At 69.1% G+C, this 23,811-nt stretch carries 19 protein-coding genes (1 of these 19 cut by a window edge); 6 read left to right on the top strand and 13 right to left on the bottom strand.

The annotated features are described in order from the left end of the window. Positions 1-152: 152 nt before the first annotated feature. On the bottom strand, positions 153-593 hold the full coding sequence (locus ACWIGI_RS08415; RefSeq protein WP_454201684.1) for a hypothetical protein: 441 nt from the start codon (positions 591-593) through the stop codon (positions 153-155). Continuing rightward, a complete protein-coding gene (locus tag ACWIGI_RS08410; RefSeq protein ID WP_454201683.1) occupies positions 590-835 on the bottom strand; it encodes a hypothetical protein in 246 nt (81 codons plus the stop codon). Before ACWIGI_RS08410 ends, ACWIGI_RS08415 begins: the two co-directional genes overlap by 4 nt. 199 nt (positions 836-1,034) lie before the next feature. Between ACWIGI_RS08410 and ACWIGI_RS08405 the strand changes: the two genes are divergently transcribed. The 4 genes from ACWIGI_RS08405 (at position 1,035) to ACWIGI_RS08390 (ending at position 3,218) form a co-directional block, all read left to right on the top strand. Further along, a complete protein-coding gene (locus ACWIGI_RS08405) occupies positions 1,035-1,919 on the top strand; it encodes a helix-turn-helix domain-containing protein (RefSeq protein ID WP_454201682.1) in 885 nt (294 codons plus the stop codon). After that, positions 1,916-2,119 (top strand): DUF397 domain-containing protein, encoded by a 204-nt coding sequence (locus tag ACWIGI_RS08400; protein WP_454201681.1) that lies wholly within the window; start codon positions 1,916-1,918, stop codon positions 2,117-2,119. Before ACWIGI_RS08405 ends, ACWIGI_RS08400 begins: the two co-directional genes overlap by 4 nt. Before the next feature lie 203 nt (positions 2,120-2,322). Next, positions 2,323-2,526, top strand: coding sequence for a DUF397 domain-containing protein (locus ACWIGI_RS08395; RefSeq protein ID WP_454201680.1), 204 nt, complete (start codon positions 2,323-2,325; stop codon positions 2,524-2,526). Between the two features lie 266 nt (positions 2,527-2,792). Then, a complete protein-coding gene (locus tag ACWIGI_RS08390; protein ID WP_454201679.1) occupies positions 2,793-3,218 on the top strand; it encodes a DUF4254 domain-containing protein in 426 nt (141 codons plus the stop codon). An 11-nt stretch (positions 3,219-3,229) separates the two neighbouring features. Here ACWIGI_RS08390 and ACWIGI_RS08385 read toward each other — a convergent pair whose 3' ends face one another. Genes ACWIGI_RS08385 through ACWIGI_RS08360 form a run of 6 tightly spaced genes read right to left on the bottom strand, consistent with a single transcriptional unit; the run spans position 3,230 to position 11,266 of the window. Then, positions 3,230-5,170, bottom strand: a complete 1,941-nt coding sequence (locus tag ACWIGI_RS08385) for an acetoacetate--CoA ligase (protein WP_454201678.1) — start codon at positions 5,168-5,170, stop codon at positions 3,230-3,232. A 25-nt stretch (positions 5,171-5,195) separates the two neighbouring features. Continuing rightward, positions 5,196-6,020, bottom strand: coding sequence for an HpcH/HpaI aldolase/citrate lyase family protein (locus tag ACWIGI_RS08380; protein ID WP_454201677.1), 825 nt, complete (start codon positions 6,018-6,020; stop codon positions 5,196-5,198). Continuing rightward, on the bottom strand, positions 6,017-6,496 hold the full coding sequence (locus ACWIGI_RS08375) for a MaoC family dehydratase (RefSeq protein ID WP_454201839.1): 480 nt from the start codon (positions 6,494-6,496) through the stop codon (positions 6,017-6,019). Before ACWIGI_RS08375 ends, ACWIGI_RS08380 begins: the two co-directional genes overlap by 4 nt. Positions 6,497-6,501: 5 nt before the next feature. Then, on the bottom strand, positions 6,502-7,662 hold the full coding sequence (locus ACWIGI_RS08370) for an acyl-CoA dehydrogenase family protein (RefSeq protein WP_379002422.1): 1,161 nt from the start codon (positions 7,660-7,662) through the stop codon (positions 6,502-6,504). Beyond that, the gene (locus ACWIGI_RS08365; RefSeq protein WP_454201676.1) at positions 7,659-9,674 is read right to left on the bottom strand and encodes an acetyl/propionyl/methylcrotonyl-CoA carboxylase subunit alpha; all 2,016 of its coding nucleotides are present in this window, start codon (positions 9,672-9,674) and stop codon (positions 7,659-7,661) included. Before ACWIGI_RS08365 ends, ACWIGI_RS08370 begins: the two co-directional genes overlap by 4 nt. A gap of 5 nt (positions 9,675-9,679) precedes the next feature. After that, positions 9,680-11,266 carry a carboxyl transferase domain-containing protein gene (locus tag ACWIGI_RS08360; protein WP_454201675.1) on the bottom strand — a complete coding sequence of 529 codons (1,587 nt, stop codon included), beginning with the start codon at positions 11,264-11,266 and terminating at the stop codon, positions 9,680-9,682. 111 nt (positions 11,267-11,377) lie between these two features. Here ACWIGI_RS08360 and ACWIGI_RS08355 point away from each other — a divergent pair, with 111 nt between their 5' ends. Further along, positions 11,378-11,968 (top strand): SACE_7040 family transcriptional regulator, encoded by a 591-nt coding sequence (locus ACWIGI_RS08355; protein ID WP_454201674.1) that lies wholly within the window; start codon positions 11,378-11,380, stop codon positions 11,966-11,968. 2 nt (positions 11,969-11,970) lie between these two features. Here ACWIGI_RS08355 and ACWIGI_RS08350 read toward each other — a convergent pair whose 3' ends face one another. Further along, on the bottom strand, positions 11,971-12,414 hold the full coding sequence (locus ACWIGI_RS08350) for an SRPBCC family protein (protein ID WP_454201673.1): 444 nt from the start codon (positions 12,412-12,414) through the stop codon (positions 11,971-11,973). A 205-nt stretch (positions 12,415-12,619) separates the two neighbouring features. Here ACWIGI_RS08350 and ACWIGI_RS08345 point away from each other — a divergent pair, with 205 nt between their 5' ends. Continuing rightward, positions 12,620-13,837: a TetR/AcrR family transcriptional regulator gene (locus tag ACWIGI_RS08345; RefSeq protein WP_454201672.1), complete on the top strand. Its 1,218-nt coding sequence runs from the start codon at positions 12,620-12,622 to the stop codon at positions 13,835-13,837. 56 nt (positions 13,838-13,893) lie between these two features. Here the strand turns inward: ACWIGI_RS08345 and ACWIGI_RS08340 are convergent, their stop codons facing one another. The 4 genes from ACWIGI_RS08340 to ACWIGI_RS08325 all read right to left on the bottom strand — a co-directional run. After that, complete coding sequence (locus ACWIGI_RS08340; RefSeq protein WP_454201671.1) at positions 13,894-14,100, bottom strand: hypothetical protein; 207 nt, start codon at positions 14,098-14,100, stop codon at positions 13,894-13,896. Positions 14,101-14,614: 514 nt separating this feature from the next. Beyond that, positions 14,615-14,737 carry a hypothetical protein gene (locus ACWIGI_RS08335; protein ID WP_454201670.1) on the bottom strand — a complete coding sequence of 41 codons (123 nt, stop codon included), beginning with the start codon at positions 14,735-14,737 and terminating at the stop codon, positions 14,615-14,617. 166 nt (positions 14,738-14,903) lie between these two features. After that, a complete protein-coding gene (locus ACWIGI_RS08330; RefSeq protein WP_354985897.1) occupies positions 14,904-15,119 on the bottom strand; it encodes an MbtH family protein in 216 nt (71 codons plus the stop codon). Positions 15,120-15,221: 102 nt separating this feature from the next. After that, a protein-coding gene (locus ACWIGI_RS08325; RefSeq protein ID WP_454201669.1) for a non-ribosomal peptide synthase/polyketide synthase crosses the window boundary here: on the bottom strand, positions 15,222-23,811 show its final stretch. The gene runs 10,379 nt beyond the window's last position; 8,590 of the gene's 18,969 nt are visible here — the last part of the coding sequence; its start codon lies off the right edge, out of view; the stop codon is at positions 15,222-15,224.

Below are 23,811 nucleotides of genomic sequence, written 5' to 3'. Positions count from 1 at the left end.
CGGAAGTTCTGTGCCGCAACACGATTCGCGAGCGACAACACCTCAGCCGATCTACGACCGGGCGGAGCCGTCCCGCCGCTCGACCGGGCGAAGGTCGCCGGTCACGCGGCCGACGTTGTATGCGTCGGGGCGGTGGCTGGCATCGAGGTACATCAGTCCACCACCCTCAGCGCGGGACGTTGGGGGGCGGCGGGTTGGTGGCGCGGGTACCGGATCCCGGTCGCGACCAGAACATCGACGTACTCGCGCAGCCTTGTCAGGCCGCCGCAGAGATCCGACAGCGCGGACACGAGCACCACGTCGACCGGGCTCTCATCTATGTCCTCGATGATGTGGTCGACCGGGCATTCGGTGTCCTCGTCGATCAGGATCAAGTCCCTGGCGGTCGGTTTCGTCATGCCGGAACGCCAGTGCAGTCCCTTGCTGCGCCGCACATGGTCGAGCCACTCCTCCGACTCGTCCACGTCGAGGGCTACGAACGCCTCGTGGATGACCGCCACGGCGGTCTCGCGGGCGGGCAGTTCCACCACCGTCTCGACCACGCGCAGCGATGAGGCACCGCCGCCCCGGATCAGCGTGAACGGCCGCGTCATTCGGCACCGCCCACTCGGGCGCTCAGCACATTCGTTCCGAGCGCCTGACGAGCACGCAGCGCCACCATGCAGGAATCACCGCAATCCTGATGGAGCCCAATCAGTTTCGTGGCATCGGCCAGCTGGAGCGAGCCGGGATCTTCACATTTCAGTAATCCAGTGCCGGTAATCATCGCTATCGCGTCCTCCCAGATGCGTGACGAAGATTCGAGAGCGCCCGGCCCGTCAGGCTGCGTGACCACTCGGTGCAACTGACGAGAGAGAGGGAAGGCGTGAGGTGCGGTTTTGGACCTCTCGACTCCGGACGCATCTACAGTCCACCACCGCGAGTCGAGCTTCTGAAACGTTTCAGCCGATGAGTTTCACCAAAACCCGGCGTCGCTTCACCTGAACCGTCATCCTGGTTTCAGCCGAAACACGCCCTCCCGTAAGGACGGTCAGATGGCATCATCGACGGCTCTGCCCCGCATCCTCCTCGGCCTCGAGTTGAGAGCCCTTCGCGAGGGCACCTCGATCACCATGGAGCAGGCAGCCGAGGACAGCGGCATGAGCAGGCCCACCCTGTGGCGGATCGAGTCCGGCCACGCGGAGGTGCGTCTGAACCCGGTCCTGATCGCCAAGCTGTGCGACCTGTTCGAAGCCCCTCCTGCCCAGAAGAAGGCCATCCTCGAGTTGATCAAGGAGGCTGCCGAGGGCAAAGGCTGGTGGCACGACTTCACCGACGCTATCCCGAAGGAATTCAACCTGTTTGTCCGGCTGGAGAACGCGGCCCACAAGCTGACTTCTTTCCAGACCACCTTCATCCCTGGCCAACTCCAGACACTGGAATACCGTCGCGCAATCTCCTGGATCGAGTTCCCGGACAAGTCATCTCGAGAAACGGAGCGAATGCTCCAAGTCGCTATGAAGCGTCAGGAGCGAATCACACGGTCGGACAACCCTCTTCGGCTGTCGGTGCTGATCGATGAGGGCGTGTTGTGGCGCAACAACGGCGGTGACAGCGTCATGGAGGGGCAGCTGAAGCACCTCGCCGCCATGGCGGAGCTGCCCAACGTCTCCATTCGGGTCATCCCCGCGTCCGCTCGCATGTACCAAGGTCTCGTCGCGGGGACGTTCGTCATGTTCGAGTTCCCGCCTCGGGCAAAGGCTGAACTGACCTTCCCTCCGATCGTCTTCGTCCAGGGCTACACCGGCGGCCTGTACCTGAAGGAGCCCGATAAGGTCGCCCAGTATCGACTCGCCTGTACCGGCATGGACAGGCTGGCGCTCGATGAGGACCGAAGCCGACGCCTCGTCCTCGAAATCGCGAAGGAGTACACACGGTGAATATCGACCTATCGGGCGCAAGATGGTTCAAGAGCAGCCGGAGCACGGCATCCCAAGACTGCGTCGAGGTCGCGTTCCTTGATGCAGGGCACGTCGGCGTCCGCGACAGCAAGAACCCCGGCGGCCCCGCGCTGGTCTTCACCCCGGGCGAATGGAACGCGTTCGTCGCCGGTGTCGAGGGCGGCGAATTCACTCCCTGAGGGAGATGGACGACCGTAAACGTCCGCATACCGAAGACACCGAAACCCCGAGGACACCTGGTGGTTCCGATGCTTCCGCCGCCTGTCACATCTACCGTGGCTACCACTTCGAAATCGAACACCTGCGCCCCATGTGGACGGGCAGGCACTCGATGAGGACCGAAGCCGACGCCTCGTCCTCATAATCACGAAGGAGTACGACCGTGAACGATGAACTGAACACCGCCGTCTGGAAGAAGAGCAGCTTCAGCCAGCCTTCTGGAGAGTGCGTGGAGGTGGCACGCCTTTCCAGCGGAAGAGTGGGCGTCCGTGACAGCAAGAACCCGGGCGGCCCGGCGCTGGTCTTCACCCCGGGTGAATGGAACGCGTTCATCTCCGGTGTCGAAGGCGGCGAATTCACCCTCTGAGGGATATGGACGACCAGAATCGTTCACATGCCGGAAGACACCGAAACCCCCGGGACACCTGGGGGTTTCGTCGCATCCGCCGCCTGGCGCCTAAGCAGGCCGAGGTCGAATCGCGGGCACCATCGAGCGGTAGATTTCGGGGGTGTAAATCGCCGGTTCGTCCTCACCACAACAACATCTCCCTGTTGGAAAACAGGTCATGTTCCCGTCACATCCACTGGATAGTCTCTTCGGAATTCGCAGTTCGCGGTAGAGGAGTCGTCACAATGGCGAACACACTTCCGAGCAAGACCCAGGTGCTGCGCGCCTGCCGAGGCACCCACTCCCCCGGCCACCCGGTGCTACGCGCTGCCCACGATCTCACCGAGATCCACGAACGGCGATTAGCCGCGCTTCCGGAGCATCTAGCCGAATTGGAGCTGATGCGAACCGATTTGGTGCGCGTCATCGACTGCTGGGTGACGGCGCAATTGCCGCCATCGCACGGTGCGGCCAGGGTGCACACCGAAACCATGGGCGCCGTCATCGATCGCCTGGCGCAATTGACCGCCAGCGCCTATGCCGCCCTGGCACACGCCACCGGCAAGGATCTCGCCATCGTCTGGGAGAACCTCGCCGAATTGGCTGTGGGCTACGAGGATTTGGCCTCGGAGGTCTGCACCGGGCGCCGCCGGTTACCCGGTACGCACTGAGTCCGCGGCGGCTACTTCGCCGGCGGGCGCAGCGTGGCGTACCAGTCGAGGAGTTCGGGAGCGTCCACCGCGGTGGGCGCTACCACCTTCGCCGGATCCGCGCCCTGGAAGATCTTCTTGATCGGTACCTCGAGTTTCTTGCCCGTGCGCGTGTGCGGGATCCCTGGGGCCTCGAGGATTTGATCGGGCACGTGCCGGGGCGAGACCTCGGTGCGGATGGCGGCATTGATGCGGGACTTCAGCTCGTCGGTGAATTCCGCACCGGGAGCCAGGGTTACGAACAGCGGCATCCAGTAGCCGCCGTCGGGCTGTTCCGCGCCGATGACCAAGGCCTCGGCGATTTCCGGCAGCCGTTCCACCGCCTGGTAGATGTCGGCGCTGCCCATGCGAATGCCGTGGCGGTTCAGGGTGGAATCCGAGCGGCCGTGCACGATGACGCTGTCGTGGTCGGTGAGCGTGATCCAGTCGCCGTGCCGCCAGACGCCGGGGTACATGTCGAAATACGCGTCGCGGTACCGGGATCCGTCCGCGTCGTCCCAGAACGCCACCGGCATCGACGGCATGGGCGCGGTGATCACCAGTTCCCCGACCTCCCCGTGCACCGGTTTGCCGGATTCGTCCCAAGCCTCCAGGGCCACGCCGAGATACGGCGCGGAGAGTTCGCCGGGCCACACCGGAACGGTGCGCACGCCGCCGATGAACGCGGACACCACATCGGTGCCGCCGCTGATCGAGGCCACGGGGACGCGGTCACCGACGTTGTCGCGCAACCACAGTGACGAGGACGGCGGCAGCGACGATCCGGTGATGCCGACCAGGCGCAGCGCGGACAGCTCGTGATCGACCCGCGGCACCGATCCGGCCTTCGCGCAGGCCAGCACGTAGCCGGGGCTCGTGCCGACGACGGTGGCGCCCACACGAGACGCGATGGCCCACAGCGCATCCGGGGTGGGCGCCGACGGACTGCCGTCGTAGCAGACGATGGTCGCGCCGACCAGAAGTCCGGCGACCTGGAAATTCCACATCATCCAGCTCGGGCTGGTGTACCAGAAGAACGTGTCGTCCGGGCCGATATCCGACTGCAGCGCAACCGCTTTCAGATGCTCGAGCACCACTCCCCCGTGCCCGTGCACGATGCCCTTGGGCTTGCCGGTGGTTCCGGAGGAGAACAGCACCCACAGCGGATGATCGAAGGCGACCGGTTCGGTGACCAGCGTCGCCGACTCCGCGGCGGTCTCGATGTCGTTCCAGGACAGTGCGTTCGGCACATCCCCGCCGAATCGGGACACCACCACCGTGGCGGCCAGGGACGGCAGTCCCGCGCGCAGCGCGGCGATGTCACCGGTCTTGTCGTGCGTCTTCCCGCCGAATCGATACCCGTCTGCGGTGACCAGCACCTTCGGCTCCAGCTGTCCGAGCCGATCCAGCGCCGCCTGGGCGGAGTAGTCCTGCCCGCACGCACTCCACACCGCGCCGATGCTCGCGGTGGCGAGGAACGCGATGACCGCTTCGGGAATGTTCGGCAGGTAGCCCGCGACCCGATCCCCGGCCACCACGCCGTGCGCACGCAGTACCGCCGCGAAAGCCGCTGTCGCACCGAGCATGTCGGTCCAGGACACCACGGTGACGCCGCCGTCCTCGTCCACGCCGAGAATGGCCGGCCGATCGGTGCGTGCCCGGCGCAGCACCTGATCGGTGTAGTTCAGCTCGGTGCCCGGAAACCACCGCGCGCCCGGCATATCCGCCGATGCGAGCACATCGTCTCCGCGCTCGCCCACCTCGAAGTAGTCCCAGAGCGCACCCCAGAAGCCGGGCAGATCGGCGACCGACCACTCCCACAGCGCCCGATAGTCCGGCGCCTGTACCCCGGTTCGCCGCCGCACGAATTCCGCGAAATCGGTGACCCGCGCACCGGCGATATCCGCCGTGCTCGGCACCCACTGTGGTTCCACCGTCAATCCTCCTACGCTGCGCTGCCTACGACGCGGATTCCGCGGTCTGCGCCCGCTGTACGATCCGCTCGGCCTGCCGGATGACCGGCATGTCCACCATGCGGCCCTCGAAGGTGAACACCCCGGGCTGCTTGGGCACTTCCGCCAGCAGCCGGTGCGCCCACTGCACTTCGCTCGGCGCGGGCGCGTACGCGCGCCGGATGACCGGTACCTGGCTCGGATGGATCGCGACCTTGGCGTCGAAGCCGACGGCGATCGCGTCCTGCGCCTCGGCCGCCAGGCCGTCCAGGTCCGGGATGTTCAGATACACCGAATCCAGTGCCAGCTTCCCGTAGGCCTTGGCCGCCAGCAGCGACTGCGAGCGCACGTGCCGGCACACGTCCCGGTAGCTCCCGTCCGCGTGCCGGGACGCGTTGCCGCCCAGCGCCGCGACGAGATCCTCCGCGCCCCACATGACGCCGATGGCGTTGCGCACCATGAGCGCCCGGCCCACCGCCATGGCCCCGAGCGGGGATTCGATGAGCGCGATGACGTCATGGTCGGTCAGCTGGGTGATCTGTTCCGCCGATTCGCACTTCGGCAGCATGACGCGCCGATAGTCGGTGCGCGCCAGCGCATCCAGGTCGAGCATGTGCTCGAGCGTGCCCGCCGCGTTCACCCGGACAACGGTACGTTCGGGGTCCTGCGGATGCTCGATGAGCGCGGTGCGGGCGGCGGCCTTGTCGATCTCCGCGACACCGTCCTCCAGGTCGATGATCACCACGTCGGCCGCCGCCAGGGCCTTGCCGTAGCGCTCGGGGCGGTCGGCGGGACAGAACAGCCAGGCCGGCCCCGGCATCTCCCAGTTCATGCCGGTCGCTTTCGCACCAGGGTCTTGCGGTGGGCGGTGGCCACCACGTCGCCGTGTTGATTGCGACCGGTGTGCGCGAACGTCACGATGCCCTCCCCGGGCCTGCTCTTGGATTCCCGCAGTTCCGCGATCTCGGTTTCCGCGTACAGCGTGTCACCGTGGAACAGCGGCTTCGGGAACGCGATGTCGGAGAAACCGAGATTGGCCACGATGGTGCCCTGGGTGAGCTGCGCGACCGAGAGCCCGACCAGGGTCGAGAGCGTGAACATGGAATTCACCAGGCGCTGGTTGAACGGCGCCTGGGTCTCGGCGAAGGCCGCGTCCAGGTGCAGCGCCTGGGTGTTCATGGTCAGCGTCGTGAACAGCACGTTGTCGGCCTCGGTGATGGTGCGGCCGGGCCGGTGCTCGTACACCACGCCGAGTTCGAATTCCTCGAACCACAGTCCGCGCTGCACCACTCGGCGCCGGGCCTCGATGTCCGTCACAGGCCGAGCTCCCGCCCGATCAGCATCAACTGCACCTCCGTGGTGCCCTCACCGATTTCCAGGATCTTGCTGTCGCGATAGTGCCGCGCCACAGCGTAGTCGTTCATGAAGCCGTAGCCGCCGAAAATCTGGGTGGCGTCGCGGGCGTTGTCCATGGCGGCTTCGCTGGCGACGAGCTTGGCGATGGACGCCTGCTTCTTGAACGGCTTGCCCGAGAGCATGAGCGCGGCCGCGTCGTAGTAGGCGGTGCGGGCCATGTGGGCGCGCACCTCCATGCGGGCGATCTTGAAGGCGATGGCCTGGTTGCTGCCGATGGGCCGGCCGAACGCCTCGCGCTCCTTCGCGTACTTGACGCTCTCGTCCACGCAGCCCTGAGCCGCGCCCACCGAGAGCGCGGCGATGGCGATGCGGCCCTCGTCCAGGATCCGCAGGAAGTTGGCGTAGCCGCGGCCCTGCTCGCCGAGCAGATTCTCCGCGGGCACCCGGACGTCGGTGAAGCTCAGCGGATGGGTGTCCGAGGCGTTCCAGCCGACCTTGTTGTAGGCGGGCTCGGCGACGAATCCCGGTGTGTCCGTGGGGACCAGGATGGTGGAGATCTGCTTCTTGCCGTCGGTGGTGCCGGTGACGGCGGTGACGGTCACCAGGCGGGTGATGTCGGTGCCGGAGTTGGTGATGAACTGCTTGCTGCCGTTGATGACCCAGGTGTCCCCGTCCAGCACCGCGGTGGTGCGGGTGCCGCCCGCGTCGCTGCCCGCGCCGGGCTCGGTGAGGCCGAAGGCGGCCAGGGCGCGGCCGGAGGTCAACTGCGGCAGCCATTCCCGCTGCTGCTTCTCGTTGCCGAAGCGGTAGATCGGCATGGCGCCCAGCGAGACACCGGCTTCCAGGGTGATGGCCACGCTCTGGTCGACCTTGCCGAGTTCCTCGAGCGCCAGGCACAGCGCGAAGTAGTCGCCGCCCATGCCGCCGAATTCCTCCGGGAACGGCAGGCCGAACAGGCCCATGTCGGCCATGCCCGCGATCACCTCGTACGGGAAGCTGTGCTCGGCATCGTGTTTCGCGGCGACCGGGGCCACCACCTGGTTGGCGAAGTCGCGCACGGTGAGTGCGAGTTCGCGGTACTCGTCCGGCAGCGTGCCCGTGGACAGGAAGTCGGTCATGACGGCGTGTGCTCCTGGTTTTCGGCGGTGATGATGCGGGCGAGCGGCTGATCCAGGCGGACCTGCGCACCCGGTGCGACGAGAAGTTCGACCCGGCCCGCGACCGGGGCGGTGAGCGCGTGTTCCATCTTCATGGCTTCGACCACGACGACGGCGGTTCCGGCCGCGACCTCGTCGCCGGTGGCGACCGGGGTGGCGATGACCGAGCCGGGCATGGGGCTGGTGATCTCGGCGTCGCCCACATGCGCTCCGGCACTGCGGATATCGGCCTCGGCGACCTCGCGCAGCAGCGCGACGCCGGTGGCGTCGGCGACCCAGAGCTGTTCGTCCAGGGCGGCGACGCCGACCCGGGTGCGCAGACCGTCCAGGGTGAGGATCACCTCGCCGTCCGCCGACGTCGCGGTGAGGGAACGCTGCGCACCGTCCTCCAGCCACACCCGCGCGTCGGCGGGGGTGCCGGTGAGGTGCACGTGTTCGGTGCGATCGCCGCCGACCAGCCGGAAGGTGGTGGGCGCGGGTGCACCGAGCCGCCAGCCGGTCGGGATCGCCCACAGGTCGGCCGCGGTGCTCGGCCAGCGGGCCAGCCACAGCCGGACCGCCGCGGCGATGAACTGCTCGTCGGTGACCGGGGCGGGCGTGAAGTCGCCCGCGCGGCGGTCCAGGAGACCGGTGTCCAGCTGTCCGGCGCGGACATCGGGGTCGGCGAGCAGGAAGCGCAGGAAGTCGATATTGGCGCGCACACCCATGATGCGGGTGTTCCGCAGCGCGGTATCGAGTTTCGCCAGCGCCCGGGTCCGGTCGGGGGCGTAGGCGATGACCTTGGAGAGCATGGGGTCGTAGTCGGTGCCGACCACGGTGCCCACGCGCAGGCCCGAATCGACCCGGACGCCGTCGCCTTCGGGTTCGGACAGCTCCAGCACGGTACCGCCGGTGGGCAGGAAGCCGCGGCCCGGATCCTCGGCGTACACCCGGGCCTCAACGGCGTGGCCGGTGAGGCGGATGTCGGACTGCTGCACGGACAGCTTCTGCCCGGCCGCGATCCGGACCTGGCATTCCACCAGGTCCACGCCGGTGACCAACTCGGTGACCGGGTGCTCCACCTGCAGGCGGGTGTTCATCTCCATGAAGAAGAACTCACCGGGATTGTCGGCGGAGACGATGAATTCGACGGTGCCCGCGCCCACGTAGTCCACGCTGCGCGCGGTGTTGCAGGCGGCGGCGCCGATGCGGGCCCGGGTCTCGGCGTCCAGCAGCGGGGACGGGGCCTCCTCGATCACCTTCTGGTGGCGGCGCTGCAGACTGCATTCGCGTTCGCCCAGGTGCAGTACGTGGCCGAACTCGTCGGCCAGGATCTGCACCTCGATGTGCCTGGGGCGGTTGACGAATCGCTCCAGGAACAGGGTGTCGTCACCGAAGGCCGCGCCGGCTTCACGGCGGGCGCTGATCAGCGCGTCCGGGAGCAGGGCCGGGTCGTCGACGCGGCGCATGCCCTTGCCGCCACCGCCCGCGGACGGCTTGACCAGCACCGGGTAGCCGATATCGGTTGCGGCGGCGATCAATTCGTCGTCCGTCAGGCCCGGGCGGGCGATGCCCGGCACCACCGGTACGCCGTAGGCCGCGACGGCGTTCTTGGCGGCGATCTTGTCGCCCATGACCTCGATGGCGCGCGCGGGCGGTCCCAGGAAGGCGATGCCCGCCTCGTCCAGCGCGGCCGCGAAGGCCGAATTCTCGGACAGGAAGCCGTATCCGGGGTGCACGGCCTGTGCACCCGAGCGCACGGCGGCGTCGACGACCTTGGCGATGTCCAGGTACGACTCGCGGGCCGCCGCCGGGCCCAGGCGCACGGCCACATCGGCCTCGTGCACGTGGCGGGCATCGGCGTCGGCGTCGCTGTACACCGCGACCGAGCGAATTCCCATGGTGCGCAGCGTGCGAATGACGCGCACCGCGATCTCGCCGCGATTGGCGACCAGCACCGTGTCGAAGCCGACGGGGTGGGCTTTGTTCATCATCTCGATCACATCCGGAAGACGCCGTAGGAGACGTCCTCCAGCGGTGCTTGCGCACACGCCGAAAGCGCCAGGCCGACAATGGTTCTGGTATCCGCTGGGTCGATCACGCCGTCGTCCCACAGCCGCGCGGTCGAGTAGTAGGGGTTGCCCTGCGCCTCGTACTGGTCGCGGATGGGGGCCTTGAAGGCCTCCTGATCCTGCTCGGACCAGGGCTTGCCGTTACCGTCGAGCTGATCGCCGCGCACGGTGGCCAGCACCGAGGCCGCCTGCTCGCCGCCCATGACCGAGATGCGGGCGTTGGGCCACATCCACAGGAAGCGCGGGGAATACGCGCGCCCGCACATGGAGTAGTTGCCCGCGCCGTAGGAACCGCCGATGACCACGGTCAGCTTGGGCACCCGGGCGCACGCGACCGCGGTGACCATCTTCGCGCCGTGTTTGGCGATGCCGCCGGCCTCGTAGTCGCGCCCGACCATGAAGCCGGTGATGTTCTGCAGGAACAGCAGCGGGATCTTGCGCTGATCGCAGAGTTCGATGAAATGCGCGCCCTTCATGGCGGATTCGGCGAACAGCACGCCGTTGTTGGCGACGATGCCGACCGGGTGGCCGTGGATGCGGGCGAAGCCGGTGACCAGGGTGCGGCCGTATTCGGCCTTGAATTCGGCGAATTCGCCGCCGTCGACGACGCGGGTGATGACCTCGCGCACGTCGTACGGGGTGCGCAGGTCCACCGGCACCACGTCGTACAGCTCGTCCTGCGGTGCGATGGGATCCACGGTGGGCGCCACGTCCCACGGCACGGGGGTCTTCGGGCCCAGGGTGGCGATGATGTCGCGCACGATGCGCAGCGCGTCCTGATCGCTGTCGGCCAGATGGTCGACCACGCCGGAGGTGCGGGCGTGCAGATCGCCGCCGCCGAGTTCCTCCGCGGTGACGACCTCGCCGGTGGCGGCCTTCACCAGCGGCGGCCCGCCCAGGAAGATGGTGGCCTGGTCGCGCACGATGACGGTCTCGTCGCTCATGGCCGGGACGTACGCGCCGCCGGCGGTGCACGAGCCCATGACCGCCGAGATCTGCGCGATGCCCTTGGCGCTCATGTTCGCCTGGTTGAAGAAGATGCGGCCGAAGTGCTCGCGGTCGGGGAAGACCTCGTCCTGGCGCGGCAGGAACGCGCCGCCGGAATCGACCAGGTACACGCACGGCAGATTGTTCTGCAGCGCGATCTCCTGCGCGCGCAGGTGCTTCTTCACCGTCATCGGGTAGTAGGTGCCGCCCTTGACCGTCGCGTCGTTGGCGATGATCACGCATTCGCGCCCGGCGATGCGGCCGATACCGCCGATGACGCCCGCGCCGGGGCATTCGTCGTCGTACAGCCCGTTGGCCGCGAGCGGGGACAGCTCGAGGAAGGGCGAACCGGGGTCGAGCAGCTGGTCCACGCGCTGGCGGGGCAGCAGCTTGCCGCGGGCCAGATGGCGTTCGCGCGATTTCTCCGGCCCGCCCAGCGCGCTGTGGGCCAGCCGTTCCCGCAGTTCGCGCACCAGCGCGAGATGCGCGGCCCGATTTCCGGTTCGCACTTGCTCGGTGACCGTCATGCGCTGTACCTCTCCACGCGGTTGATCCTGACGCTCGGTTAATCCCCACTAACTCGAAAATAAGATAATCTTCACTAACTGACTTGTCCAGGACCGACGAAGGGAGCAGCGGTGACCAGCAGCGATACCGTCGCCCCGACGCGTCGCGAACAGCTCAAGGCGCAGCGCAGGCAGCAGCTACTGGAGGCGGGAGCCCGGCTCATCGCCGATCGCGGCTTCCTCGGAATGCGCCTGGACGATCTGGGCGCGGCGGCCGGCATCAGCGGCCCCGCGGTCTATCGCCACTTCCCCAACAAGGAAGCCCTGCTGGTCGAGTTGCTCGTCGGCATCAGCCAGCGCCTGCTGGACGGCGGCCGGGCGGTGTCGAGCGCCGCGGACTCCCCCGCCGCGGCCCTGGAGGCCCTGATCGACTTCCATCTCGACTTCACCCTGGGCGAGCCCGAACTGATCCGCATCCAGGATCGCGATCTCGAGAATCTGCCCGAGGGCGCCCGCCGCCAGGTCCGCCGCACCCAGCGCCAGTACGTCGAGGTCTGGGTGGCCGTGCTGCGCGAGGTGCACCCCGACCTCCCCGAGGCGACGGCCCGCGTCCAGGCCCACGCGACCTTCGGCCTGATGAACTCCACCCCGCACAGCGCACCGCCCGCGGCCCGCGCCCGCCCGATCCTGCGCCGCATGGCGTCGGCGGCGCTGCGCCCGTAGCGTCAGATGCCGCGCAGTTCGCTCTCGGCGGTGCGCAGGACCATGTGGAAGCCGGTCCGGATGACCGGCAGGAACATCGCGGTCCAGAGGCCGGGCAGGATCGGGGCGGCTATCTCGAAGGTCGAGAACCAGCGGACCTGCGTGCCCTGCGGGACGGCCTTGAAGGCGATGAAGCCTTCCTGATGTCGCAGGGGCGGAACCGATTTCAGCAAACGGTAGCGGACCAGCTCGGGCGGGTTGTACTCGACGATCTCCTCGGTGAGGCGGATGAGTGGGGTGACTATGAGACGCACCGCGCCGACGCCGTGACCGTTGGTGTTACCGGGACGGACCAGGGTGACGCGGCGGCACAGCGGGACCCGCTGGAAGTTGGTGGCGTCGGTCATCCAGTCGAAAACGTCGGGCAGGGGGGCTCGGAGGGTGCGCTCAACATCGACCGTGCGCAATGCCGGCTCCGTTCTGCTCTGCTCGGATCTCTGGGCAGCCTAGGGGATCCGGGAGCCCGGCGGCGAAGGAACCGCTGCGAATACTCGAATCGACCGGCTCGATTCGAGTGAGCGCCTTGGGCTTTCGCCCGCGAACGGGTCACGGCGCGGTTGCGGTGCCGAACCCGGCAGGGCCGCAAAAGACCTGGTGACTACCATTGCCGATATGAATGTCGAGGAGCAGCGCGTTATTCGCCGCCGCCCGAAGAATCGGCGCGCCCAGATCGCCGCCACCTCGGCGGCCGCCTTCGGCTCGCTCGGCTATCACGGGGTCAGCATGGAGGACATCGCCGCACGCCTGGGGATCTCCTCCGCCGCGCTGTATCGGCACTATCCGAGCAAGTACGCGCTGTTCCGCGAGGAGCTGCTGCGGCTCGGGCAGCTCACCGTCGACTCGGTCACCCCGCCGCCGGAGGCCGAGGGCCTGACCCCGCTCGAGCGCCTGAGCGCGGTGCTGGACCGGGTGATCGCCGAGACCGTCGGCAATCGCGCCACCGTCACCCTGGTCCGCTGGGAGCAGCGCTACCTGGACGAGACCGACCACCGGACCCTGTCCGAGCAGTTCGCCGCGGCCCTGGCGACGCTGCGCGGGCTCATCGCCGATGTCCGGCCCGATCTCGGCGCCGCCGACTGCGCGGTGCGGGCGGTCGCGGTGTTCAGCGTGGTCAGCAGCATCGGCGATCATCACGCCGCACTGCCGGTGAAACCGCTGAGCGCCCTGCTGCATTCGACCGCGCTGGCCCTGGTCGCCGCGGAGTTGCCGCCGCCGGAGATCACCGCCAGCGCACCGCGGGCGACCGAGATTCCGCAGTCGTTCAAGCACGAACTGCTGCTGAAGAAGGCGGTGGAGCTGTTCCACCAGCGGGGCTATCCCAATGTGAGCGTCGAGGACATCGCCTCGGCGGCCGATCTGTCCGCGGCCTCGGCGGTGTACCGCTACTACCGCAGCAAGGGCGATCTGCTCGCGGCGGCGTTCCGGCGCGCGGCCGACCGGGTCTCGGGCGCCATCGGCCCCGCGGTGGCCTCCTCGGCGGGTCCGGCCGAGGCGCTGGCCAAGCTCGTCGACCTGTACGTGGCCGGTTCCTTCGCCGAGCGCGAGCTGACCTTCGTCTACTACGCGGAGTTCGGCCATGTCTCGGCCGAGGAGCGCACGATGCTGCGCAATGTGCAGCGGCTCATCGTGGCCGAATGGGTGCGTCTGCTGGTGGCGGTCCGGCCCGAACTGTCCGACGGCGAGGCCCGCATCCTGGTGCACGCCGGCTTCGGCCTGGTGGTCGATCTGGGCCGGGTCTTCGGGGAGGATCAGCGAGTGTGCCCGCAGGAGCGCGTGATTCGGCTCATGGAGGTCACCCTGTTCGGCGCGGTGCCGGCCCGGCACGCCTGACGTCCGGATGCGCCCGCCCGATCACGCACCGATCGGGCGGGTGTCCGGTATCGCAATCAAGTGGTCGCGAGCACCGACACGGGAGTGAAGGGCGCGTAATCGCACACATGTCCATTATCCCAATCCCAGAGCGAGATCGGATCCACCGCTACACCGCTTTGCAGAATCAGTCGCCAACCGGCGTCCTCGCGCTGCCAGATGTCACCGTCGCGGTCCCAGTACAGACCCACGGCGCTCGGCTCGAGCATTTCGTCGTGGCTCATGCTGTTCATCCCCACTGCTCTTCCTTCCCACTACGTAGCTAACGGCCAGCGAGTGCGCGAAGAGATACACCGCAGCGCCTACAAGGGCTTTCGCGGTGGTTACAGCTTGTCTACCGCTCCAATATATTTGCCAACCATTCGCCCTAGAAGTAAGCGCGCTGGGCGAGTTGCAAATTATCCGGGATCGACGGCGATTGACCGTCAGCTGCTCCGCATTGACAGCTTTCGGCACAACCCTTTTCGGCCGGGTCCGCTGTGCGGTGTCCGAATCGTCCGGTTACCCAGTGAAATCGGGGACGTGCCGGAAACGAACCGAGCCGCCAGGGCGGAATGCCCTGGCGGCTGGAAGCTTTGGCCCGACGGTTCGGCCCGAGCGCGGGATCGGACCGGGAGGCGCGACTAGGTCGCGGCCGGCGCGGGGATCGGCGGGAAGGTGAACGACGACCCGGTGCCCAGCATCTGGGCCAGGACCCCGAGCAGGTTGTCTACGGCGCTGCCGCTCTGCACGACGGACCTAGACCGCGGGCGGCGGGGTGACGGGCGGGATACCCGGGGTGACGGACAGGTCCGAACCCGAGCTGAGCAGATGGGCGATGGCCTGAAGGAGGCTGGTGAAGCCGGCGCTTCCGAGATCCATGGGGTGTTATTCCTTTACAGCACAGGGGTACAGCGTGAATACGTGCGGGTGATCAGAGCAGCTTGGGGTCATAGCCGATGGTGGAGCCGCTGCTCAGGAAGTTCAGGATCTGAGTGAGCACGGCGGTGATGTCGACGCCTTCCATGACGTCTCCTTTCGATAGTGTTTATTCGGATTCCGACATCGCTTCGACGAGCGAGGCCGGCCGCATGTCGGTCCAGTGGGACTCCACGTATTCGAGGGAGTCCGCGCGCCGTGCGGGTCCGAAGGCGATGGTCCATCCGCTCGGAATGGCGGCGAAGACCGGCCACAGCGAGTGCTGGGCCTCCTCGTTCACCAATACATAGAACTGAGCGTTCTCATCATCGAAGGGATTGCTCAACGAACTGCCTTTCTTCACCGACACAGCAAGCTGTGAAAACGATGCTTTTCAGAATGTACATCAGGCGTCAGTTCGACGCACCTGAAACTTCGAACTGTGGAATTACCGGTGACCCACCTGCCTGCGGAGGGCGTTGAGCACCCGGGCGACGCGCGCCAGGGCCTCGGGCGAGGCCATCTGCCAGTGCGTGGCCTCGACCGCGTAGCTGTGCACGATGCCGTCGACGACATCGCGCCAGCCCGAGACCCCGATGGCGCCGCTCGGATCGTCCAGGGCCGCAGCGAAATACAGGAGGTTGCCCTTGAAGCTGCGGGGTTCGTAGGCGCCGATCAGGCCCAGCGAGGCGAGACCGGAGTCGATGATGCGCGCCACCCGCTCCGCGGTGACCGAGGCGAACGGCTCCGGCAGCACCGACAGGCGTTCGGCCAGCGCGACGGGATCCGGATCGGCCGAATCCGCGGCGGCGTCGTCACCGAGCAGCCCGCCGAGCAGTTCGGCGACCGGCAGTCGCACCGGTCCCCGCACCTCGCCGGTGTCCAGTGAACTGTCCAGCATGGCCAGCGTCGCGACCTCCTGGCCCTGTTCCTGCAACTGCACCGCCATGGCGTGCGCGAGCACACCGCCCAGCGACCAGCCCAGCAGGTGGTACGGGCCCTCGGGCTGCACCGCGCGGATCTCCTCGACGTACCGGCGCGCCCAGCTCTCGATCGAATCCGGCAGCGGCGCATCCGATCCCAGCGTCGGGGACTGCAGACCGTAGATGGGCCGGTCCTCGTCCAGCTCCGCCGCCAGCGCGGCGAAGGACCAGGCGACGCCGCCGACCGGATGCACGCAGAACAGCGGCGCGCCCGCGCCCTGCGGGCGCAGCGGCAGCAGCACCTCGAACGCCGCGTTGGCGTCGAGATCGCCCGCGCTCCTGGACAATTCGGCCACGATGTCGGCCGGGGTCGGCGCGGTGAACAGCAGCACCACCGGGATCTTGCGGCCCAGGGCGGCGCCCAGTTCGGCGGCCAGGCGCACCGCGATCAGCGAGTTGCCGCCGAGCTCGAAGAAGTTGTCGTCGAGCCCGACCGGATCCCGGTCCAGCACCTCGGCGAAGACCCGGCACACGGTGACTTCCACCTCCGCGGCGGGCGCCCGGAACTCGCGGGGTGCGAACTCGGGCTCGGGCAGCGCGGCCCGATCCAGCTTGCCGTTGGTGTTGAGCGGCAGTTCGGCCAGCACCACGAACGCGGACGGCACCATGTACGACGGCAGGCGCTCGGCCAGTGCCGCGCGGATGCGGGCCGGATCCGGTGCGGCGTCGTTCTCACCCGTGCCGACCAGGTAGGCGACGAGGCGATCCGAGCCGGCCGCGCCGTCCGCCTTGGCCAGCACCGCGGCGCGCGTGATCTCGGGCTGGGCCAGCAGCGCCGCCTCGATCTCGCCGAGTTCGATGCGGAAGCCGCGGATCTTCACCTGGAAGTCGGTGCGGCCCCGGTAATCCAGTTCACCGTTCGCGTTCCACGCCACCAGGTCACCGGTGCGGTACATCCGCTGTCCGGGCTCGAACGGGTTGGCCACGAAGCGATCCGAGGTCAGATCCGCCCGCCCGAAGTACCCGCGGGCCAACTGCGCGCCCGACAGGTACAGCTCACCCGAGACACCCACCGGCACCGGACGCAGACGCGCGTCCAGCACGTACACCCGGCTGTTCCACTCGGGCGCGCCGATCGGCACCGAGACCCGATCCGCCCCGGTCACATGGTGATTGGTGATCGAGACCGCGGCCTCGGTCGGACCGTAGAGATTGAACAGCGCCGCGCGCGGATAGGTCCGCCGGAAGCGCTGGGCCACCGCGGCCGGCAGTGCCTCGCCGATCGCCAGCACCCGGCGCAGCGGCGCGGCCGCCCGGCCGGTCCCGGCGATCAGCAGCGCGTCCAGCATGGACGGCACCGCGTGCAGGGTGGTGACGTTCTCGCGGACCATGAGGTCGTTGAGGTAGTCCGGATCGCGGTGCCCGTCCGGGGCCGCGATGATCAGGCGGCCGCCCGCGACGGCGGCGGACCAGAACTCCCAGACCGACAGGTCGAAGGTGGCCGGGGTCTTGAGCAGTACGGCGTCCTGCAGGCCCAGTCCGAATTCGGCTGTCTTCCACTGCAACTGGTTGGCGATGGCGGCGTGCGTGACGGTCACGCCCTTGGGCCGGCCGGTCGAACCGGACGTGAAGATCACGTACGCGGCGTGCTCGGGACGTAGCGGCGCGCGCCGCTCCGCGTCGGTGACCGGGGTCCCCGGGTACACCGCGAGCTCACCGTAGGACTCCAGCAGGTCGATGCGGACCTGCGCGGTGTCGATCGGCAGATCGTCGCCTGAGGTCAGCACCGTCACCGGATCGGCGGTGTCCAGGATGTATTCGATGCGGTCGGCGGGCTGATCCGGATCGATGGGCAGGTACACACCGCCCGCGACCGCCACCGCGTACATCGCCACCACCAGGTCGGCCGAGCGCCGCAGCGCCAGGCCGACCCGGACCTCCGGGCCGACGCCCATGGCGATGAGGTGCCGCGCCAGGCGGTTCACCCGGCCGTCGAGCTCGCCGTAGGTGACCTCGGTGCGGACGCCGTCCGCGCCGTCGCCGACCAGCGCGATGCGGGCGGGTGCGGCGGCCACCGTCCGCGCCAGCAGCGCGGGCAGCGTGGCCGTGGCGTCCACCACGTGCGCGGTGTCGTTCCAGGAGCGCAGGATTCGCTTGCGCTCGGGGACCGCGAGCAGGTCGTAGTCGCCGACCGGCAGGTCCGGGGTCAGCGCCGCGATATTGAGCAGGGTGCGCAGCCGGCCGACGATCGCGGCCGCGGTGCTCTCGTCGTACAGCGCCGTCGAGTAGGTGAGCTGGGCGGTGAGACCGTCCGGCGCGCCCTCGGCGGTGTACCGGTCCACGATCACCAGGTGCAGGTCGAACTGCGAGATGGTGGTCTCGAAATCGGCAGCGCCGATGCGCAATCCGGCCAGTTCCAGTTCCGGCGCCTCGGTGTTGTTGAACGAGAAGCCGACCTGGAACAGCGCGTGCCGCGCGGTGGAGCGAACCGGGTCCAGGGCCTCCACCAGGCGTTCGAAGGGCACGTCCGCGTTCGAGAGCGCGGCCAGGTCGGCCTCGCGCACCCCGGCGAGCAGCCCGGTGAATCCGGCGCCGGTATCGACCCGGGTGCGCAGCACCAGGGTGTTGACGAACATGCCGACCAGATCGTCCAGCGCGTCCTCGCCCCGGCCCGCGACCGGCGTGCCGACCGCGATGTCGGAGGTGCCGGACAGCCGCGCGAGCAGCAGCGCCCACGCGGCGTGCATCACCATGAAAAGCGTTGCGCCGTTGGCGCGCCCGAGCTTGACCAGACGATCGTGCAAATCGGCGTCCAGGTCGAACTCGACCGCGCCGCCCGCCGTGGACAGCACCGGCGGCCGGGGCCGATCGGCGGGCAGCTCCAGCTGATCGGGCAGACCGGTCAGTGTCTCGGTCCAGAACTTCAGCTGGCGCGCCAGCAGCGACCGCGGATCGTCCTCGGTGCCGAGGCGGGCGCGCTGCCAGACCGCGTAGTCGGCGTACTGCACCGCCAGCGGCGCCCAGCCCGGTTCCTGCCCGGCCTGCCGGGCGGCGTAGGCGGTCATGACGTCCCGCGCCAGCGGGGCCATCGACGCGCCGTCGGCCGCGATGTGGTGCACGACCACGACGAGCACGTACTCGTCCGTGGTGCCCGCCGGGGCGAACAGCCGCCCGCGGATCGGCACGGTGGTGGTGACGTCGAAGCCCGTCGAGACGAATTCGGTGATGACACCGAACAATTCGTCGGGGGCGACGGCGACCGGGGTGAGCGCGGGCAGGTCCACCTCACCGGCGGGCTTGATCACCTGCACCGGCCCGGCGTGGGTCAGCGGGTACACCGTCCGCAGCACCTCGTGCCGCTCCACCAGGTCGGCCATGGCGGCTTCGAGCGCGGGGATGTCCAGGGCGCCGGTCAGGCGAATGGCCATCGGCATGTTGTAGGCCGAGGATTCGCCGTCGAACCGGTTCAGGAACCACATGCGCTGCTGCGACAGCGACAGCGGGACCGGATCGTTGCCGGTGCGCGGCACCAGCGGCGGAATAGCCCACAGCGCCACCGATTCGGCGTCGACGGTGGCCGCCAGGGCCGCGACCGTCGGATGCTCGAAGACCGTGCGCATGGCCACCTCGACCCCGAGCCGGGCCGAGAGCCGGGCCGAGAGCTTCACCGCGCTCAGCGAATTACCGCCGAGGGCGAAGAAGTCGTCGTCGAGACCGACCCGCTCGGCGCCGAGCAGTTCGGCGATGACCTCGGCCACGACCGATTCCACCTCGGACTCCGGCGCGCGGAACTCCGCGGTCCGGAACACCGGTTCCGGCAGGGCCTTTCGATCCAGCTTGGCCATGGGGGTGAGCGGGATCGCGTCGATCACCATGATCACGGCGGGCACCATGTAGGAGATCAGCGAGCGGCCCGCGAAGGCGCGCAGCTCTTCGGGATCCACCACGTGCCCGGCCGCGGGCACCACGTAGGAGACCAGCGACACGTCGCCGCTGCGGCCGGTGTGGCCGATGGTGACCGCGAAATCGACGCTCTCGTGGGCGAGCAGCGCGGAGTCGATCTCCCCGAGCTCGATGCGCAGACCGCGCACCTTGACCTGGTCGTCGGTGCGGCCCAGGTATTCGATCGTCATCTCGCCGGCGCGCTCGACCCAGCGCACGAGGTCGCCGGTGCGGTAGAGCCGGCCGCCGGGCGCGCCGTACGGGTCGGCGACGAAGCGGTCCGCGCTCAAGCCCGCACGGCCGTGATAGCCGCGGGCCAGACCGGGTCCGCGCAGGTAGAGCTCGCCCGCCGAACCGTCCGGCACCGGGCGCAGCCGCGGATCCAGCACCACCGCGGACTGGCCGTCGACCAGATCGCCGAGCACCACGCGTTCGCCGGGGCGCAGCGGGGAACTCTGGTGGCTGATGATGGTGATCTCGGTCGGTCCGTAGCCGTTGTACAGCTCGCGGGTGCCGCCCCAGCGATCGACCAGGTCCGCGCCGAAGCCCTCGCCGCCGACGATCAGGTACGGCATGCCCCGCAGGGTCTCGGGATCGAGGGTGTTGATCACCGCGGGGGTGAACACGCCGTGCGTGACGCCCTCGGATTCGATCAGCTCGCGCAGCTCCGCGCCGCCGATGATCTCCACCGGCGAGACGACCAGCGCCGCGCCGACCGGGAGCGCCATCAGCAGCTCCAGGATGTTGGCGTCGAAGCTGGGCGAGGTGCGGTGCAGCACGCGGGAGTTCGCGTCGGTCGGCGAGTGCGAGTGGTGCACCGCCGCGATGCCGATGATGCCCGCGTTGCCGACGACCACGCCCTTGGGGCGGCCGGTCGAACCGGAGGTGTAGACCATCCAGGCGGCGTTGTCGGTGTGCACCGGGCGCACCAGCTCAGCGGCGGTCGGGCGGGCGCCGGACAGCCCGGCCAGATGCTCCTCGATCATCGGATCGTCGAGCACGATCCAGGTGTCGCCGGGCAACCGGTCGACGTACTCGCGCAGGGTGATGCCCACGGCCGCACCGGAATCGGACAGCATGAAGCCGATGCGCTCGGCCGGGTAGGTGGGGTCGACGGGCAGGAAGGCCGCGCCGGTCTTGGCGACCGCGAACAGCGCGACCACCGACTCCACCGACCGCGGCACCGACAGCGCCACGAATTCCTCTGCCCCGACGCCGCATTCGATGAGCAGCCGGGCCAGGCGCGAGGAGCGCTCGTCCAGCTCCCGGTAGCTCACGTGCGCGCCCCGGTAGATGAGCGCGGTGGCCTCGGGATCGAGATCCACTGCCGCGTGCAGGATCTCGGCCAGGCTCCGCGGCGCCAGCGCCGCCGGGCCGCGCCGGGCCAGGATGGCGGCCTGCTCGCCCTCGGACAGCACCTCGACGCTGCCGATGGTGCGACTCGGATCCGCGGTGACCGTGCCGAGCACCCGGGCGAAGCGGCGCAGCAGGTCCCGGGCGGTGGACTCGTCGTACAGGTCGGTGGCGTAGACGATTTCGACCATGAGGTTGCCGTCGGCGTCGAGTTCCTCGCCGACCGAGAAGGTCAGGTCGAACTTCGCCACGGTGTCGTCGAACTCGACGGGCTCGAGCACCAGGCCCGGGACCGCGTGCGTGCCCGAGTCCAGGTCGAGGTAGTTCAGCGTCACCGTGAACAGCGGATGCCTGGACTGATCGGCGGTCACCCCGAGCGCGGTCACCACCTGCTCGAACGGCACGGTGGCGTGCGCGAACGCGGCCAGGTCCACCGCGCGGCTCTCGGCGAGCAGTTCGGCGAACGTGCGGTCCTGCGCCGGATTGGTGCGCAGGGCAAGGGTATTGACGAACATGCCGACCAGGTTGTCCAGCACCGGCTCGTCGCGCCCGACCACCGGGGTGCCGATCGCGATGTCGTCGGTGCCCGAGAGCCGCGCCAGCAGTGTGGACAGCGCGGCGTGCAGCACCATGAACGGCGTCGCGTGATGCCGCTTGGCCACCTCGCGCACGCGCTCGCCCACGCCGCCGCCGATCCGGCCGCGCACCACCGCGCCGCGGAAGGAGGGCGCCGGCGGGCGCACCCGGTCCACGGGCAGGGTCAGCTCGTCCGGCAGACCGGTGAGCGTCTCACGCCAGTAGTCCAGCTCGGCGGGCCCGACCTCGTCGAGCACCCGGGTACGCCACAGCGCGTAGTCCGCGTACTGGACCGGCAGCGGCTCCCACAGCGGCGCGCTGCCCGCGGCGCGGGACAGGTACGCCGTGATCACGTCGCGCAGCAGCGGATCGGTCGACGCGCCGTCACCGGCGATGTGGTGCAGCACCGCCACCAGCACGTGGCTGGAATCGGATTCGCGCAGCAGCATCGCCCGCAGCGGCAGTTCGGCGGTGACGTCGAAACCGGTGGCGGCGAAGCGGTAGAACCGTTCGACCACCGAACCGGTGACGGTCTCGACGGGCAGGTCGATGACGGTCTCGGGCGGCAGGATCACCTGGTGGCCTTCGCCGTCGGCGTCCATCGGGTAGATGGTGCGCAGCACCTCGTGCCGGGCCATGACATCGGCCATGGCGGCGCGCAGGATGTCCTCGTCCAGATCGCCGATCAGGCGCACCGCGAACGGGATGTTGTAGGCGGGCGAGCCCGGGTCCAGGCGGTTCAACAGCCAGATACGGGTCTGGGCGGCGGACAGCGGAATACGCTCCGGGCGTTCCAGCGCGAGCAGCGGCGGCAGGGTGCGGCCGGCCGCGCCGGTGATGTGGCGCGCGAGTTCGGCCACGGTCGGGGCCTCGAAGACCGCGCGTACGCCGATGTCGCGGCCGAAGGCGGCGTTGATCCGGGCCACCAGCCGCATGGCCAGCAGCGAGTTGCCGCCGCGGTCGAAGAAATCGTCGTCCGCCCCGATCGGAGCGCCGCCGAGCAGCTCGCCGACCAACCCGGCCAGCACGGACTCCGCGCCGTCGCGGGGCGCGCGGTAAGCGGTTGCCGCGGCGGTGAACTCGACCTTCGGCAGCGCCTTGCGATCCAACTTGCCGACGCTGGTGCGCGGCATGTCGGCCAGCACCACCAGGTGCGCGGGCACCATGTACGCCGGCAGCGCGGAGCGCGCGTGCGCCAGCAGCGCCTCGGCGGAGATCTCGGTGCCCGAGACGTAGCCGATCAGGCATTCGGTCCCGGCGCTGTCGCGATCGAGCAGGACCGCGGCGTTGGCGACCCCGCCGCCGGCCAGCAGCGCCGCCTCGATCTCGCCGAGCTCGATGCGCTGACCGCGCAACTTCACCTGGAAGTCGTTGCGGCCCAGGTAGACCAGATCACCGGCCCGGTTCCAGCGCACCAGGTCGCCGGTGCGGTACATCCGGGCGCCGGGCACCCCGAACGGATCGGCGATGAAGCGCTCGGAGGTGAGCCCGCCCCGATCCTGGTAGCCGCGGGCCAGCTGCTCACCGGCCAGGTAGAGCTCGCCGACCACGCCGGTGGGCACCGGCTGCAGTCGCGCGTCCAGCACGTAGGCCCGGGTGTTCCAGTTGGGCAGGCCGATCGCGACCTCGTAGTCCGGGTCGGCGTCGGTGAATTCGTGATAGATCGCCGAGATGGCGGCCTCGGTCGGCCCGTAGGCGTTGTGCACCGCGCCGCTCACCTGCGCGCGCAGCGCGCCGAGCAGCTCGGCGGGCAGCGCCTCGCCGCCGGTGTGCAGATGCCGGAACGAGCGCAGCGCCTCGCCGTGGCCCTCGGCCACCAGCGCCGCCAGCACGGACGGCACGTGCTCGGCGATGGTGACGCCGTGCTCGCGCATCCGCGCGGCCAGGTAGTCCAGATCCTGGTGCCCGCCGGGCTTGAGCAGCGCCAGCGGCGCACCGGTCAGCGCGGGCAGGAAGCACTCCCACACCGAGACGTCGAAGGCCAGCGGAGCGCGCTGCATGATCCGGTCGGCGCCGGTCACCTCGTAGCGGTGCTCGAGCCAGCGCAGCTGGTTCATGATGGCGCGATGGCTGGTGCCCACGCCCTTGGGCTGACCGGTCGACCCCGAGGTGAACAGGACGTAGGCCAGGTTGTCCGGCCGCAGCCGGGCCACGCGCTCGCTCGGGGCGATGGGCTCGGCCGAGAATTCGGCGGTGTCCAGGCCGGCGATCGCGACGGTGGACACCCCGTACAGCTCGGGCACG

The organism is Nocardia sp. NPDC055321 (assembly GCF_053645575.1).
This window is presented reverse-complemented; position numbering and strand designations above follow the sequence as displayed.

Excerpts from the sequence above, each read along its gene's own strand:
- ACWIGI_RS08335 (WP_454201670.1), bottom strand. The coding sequence starts at position 14,737 with ATGGATCTCGGAAGCGCCGGCTTCACCAGCCTCCTTCAGGCCATCGCC.
- ACWIGI_RS08390 (WP_454201679.1), top strand. The coding sequence starts at position 2,793 with ATGGCGAACACACTTCCGAGCAAGACCCAGGTGCTGCGCGCCTGCCGA.
- ACWIGI_RS08370 (WP_379002422.1), bottom strand. The coding sequence starts at position 7,662 with ATGACCGACTTCCTGTCCACGGGCACGCTGCCGGACGAGTACCGCGAA.
- ACWIGI_RS08345 (WP_454201672.1), top strand. The coding sequence starts at position 12,620 with ATGAATGTCGAGGAGCAGCGCGTTATTCGCCGCCGCCCGAAGAATCGG.
- ACWIGI_RS08360 (WP_454201675.1), bottom strand. The coding sequence starts at position 11,266 with ATGACGGTCACCGAGCAAGTGCGAACCGGAAATCGGGCCGCGCATCTC.
- ACWIGI_RS08405 (WP_454201682.1), top strand. The coding sequence starts at position 1,035 with ATGGCATCATCGACGGCTCTGCCCCGCATCCTCCTCGGCCTCGAGTTG.
- ACWIGI_RS08340 (WP_454201671.1), bottom strand. The coding sequence starts at position 14,100 with ATGAGCCACGACGAAATGCTCGAGCCGAGCGCCGTGGGTCTGTACTGG.
- ACWIGI_RS08380 (WP_454201677.1), bottom strand. The coding sequence starts at position 6,020 with ATGAACTGGGAGATGCCGGGGCCGGCCTGGCTGTTCTGTCCCGCCGAC.
- ACWIGI_RS08365 (WP_454201676.1), bottom strand. The coding sequence starts at position 9,674 with ATGATGAACAAAGCCCACCCCGTCGGCTTCGACACGGTGCTGGTCGCC.
- ACWIGI_RS08415 (WP_454201684.1), bottom strand. The coding sequence starts at position 593 with ATGACGCGGCCGTTCACGCTGATCCGGGGCGGCGGTGCCTCATCGCTG.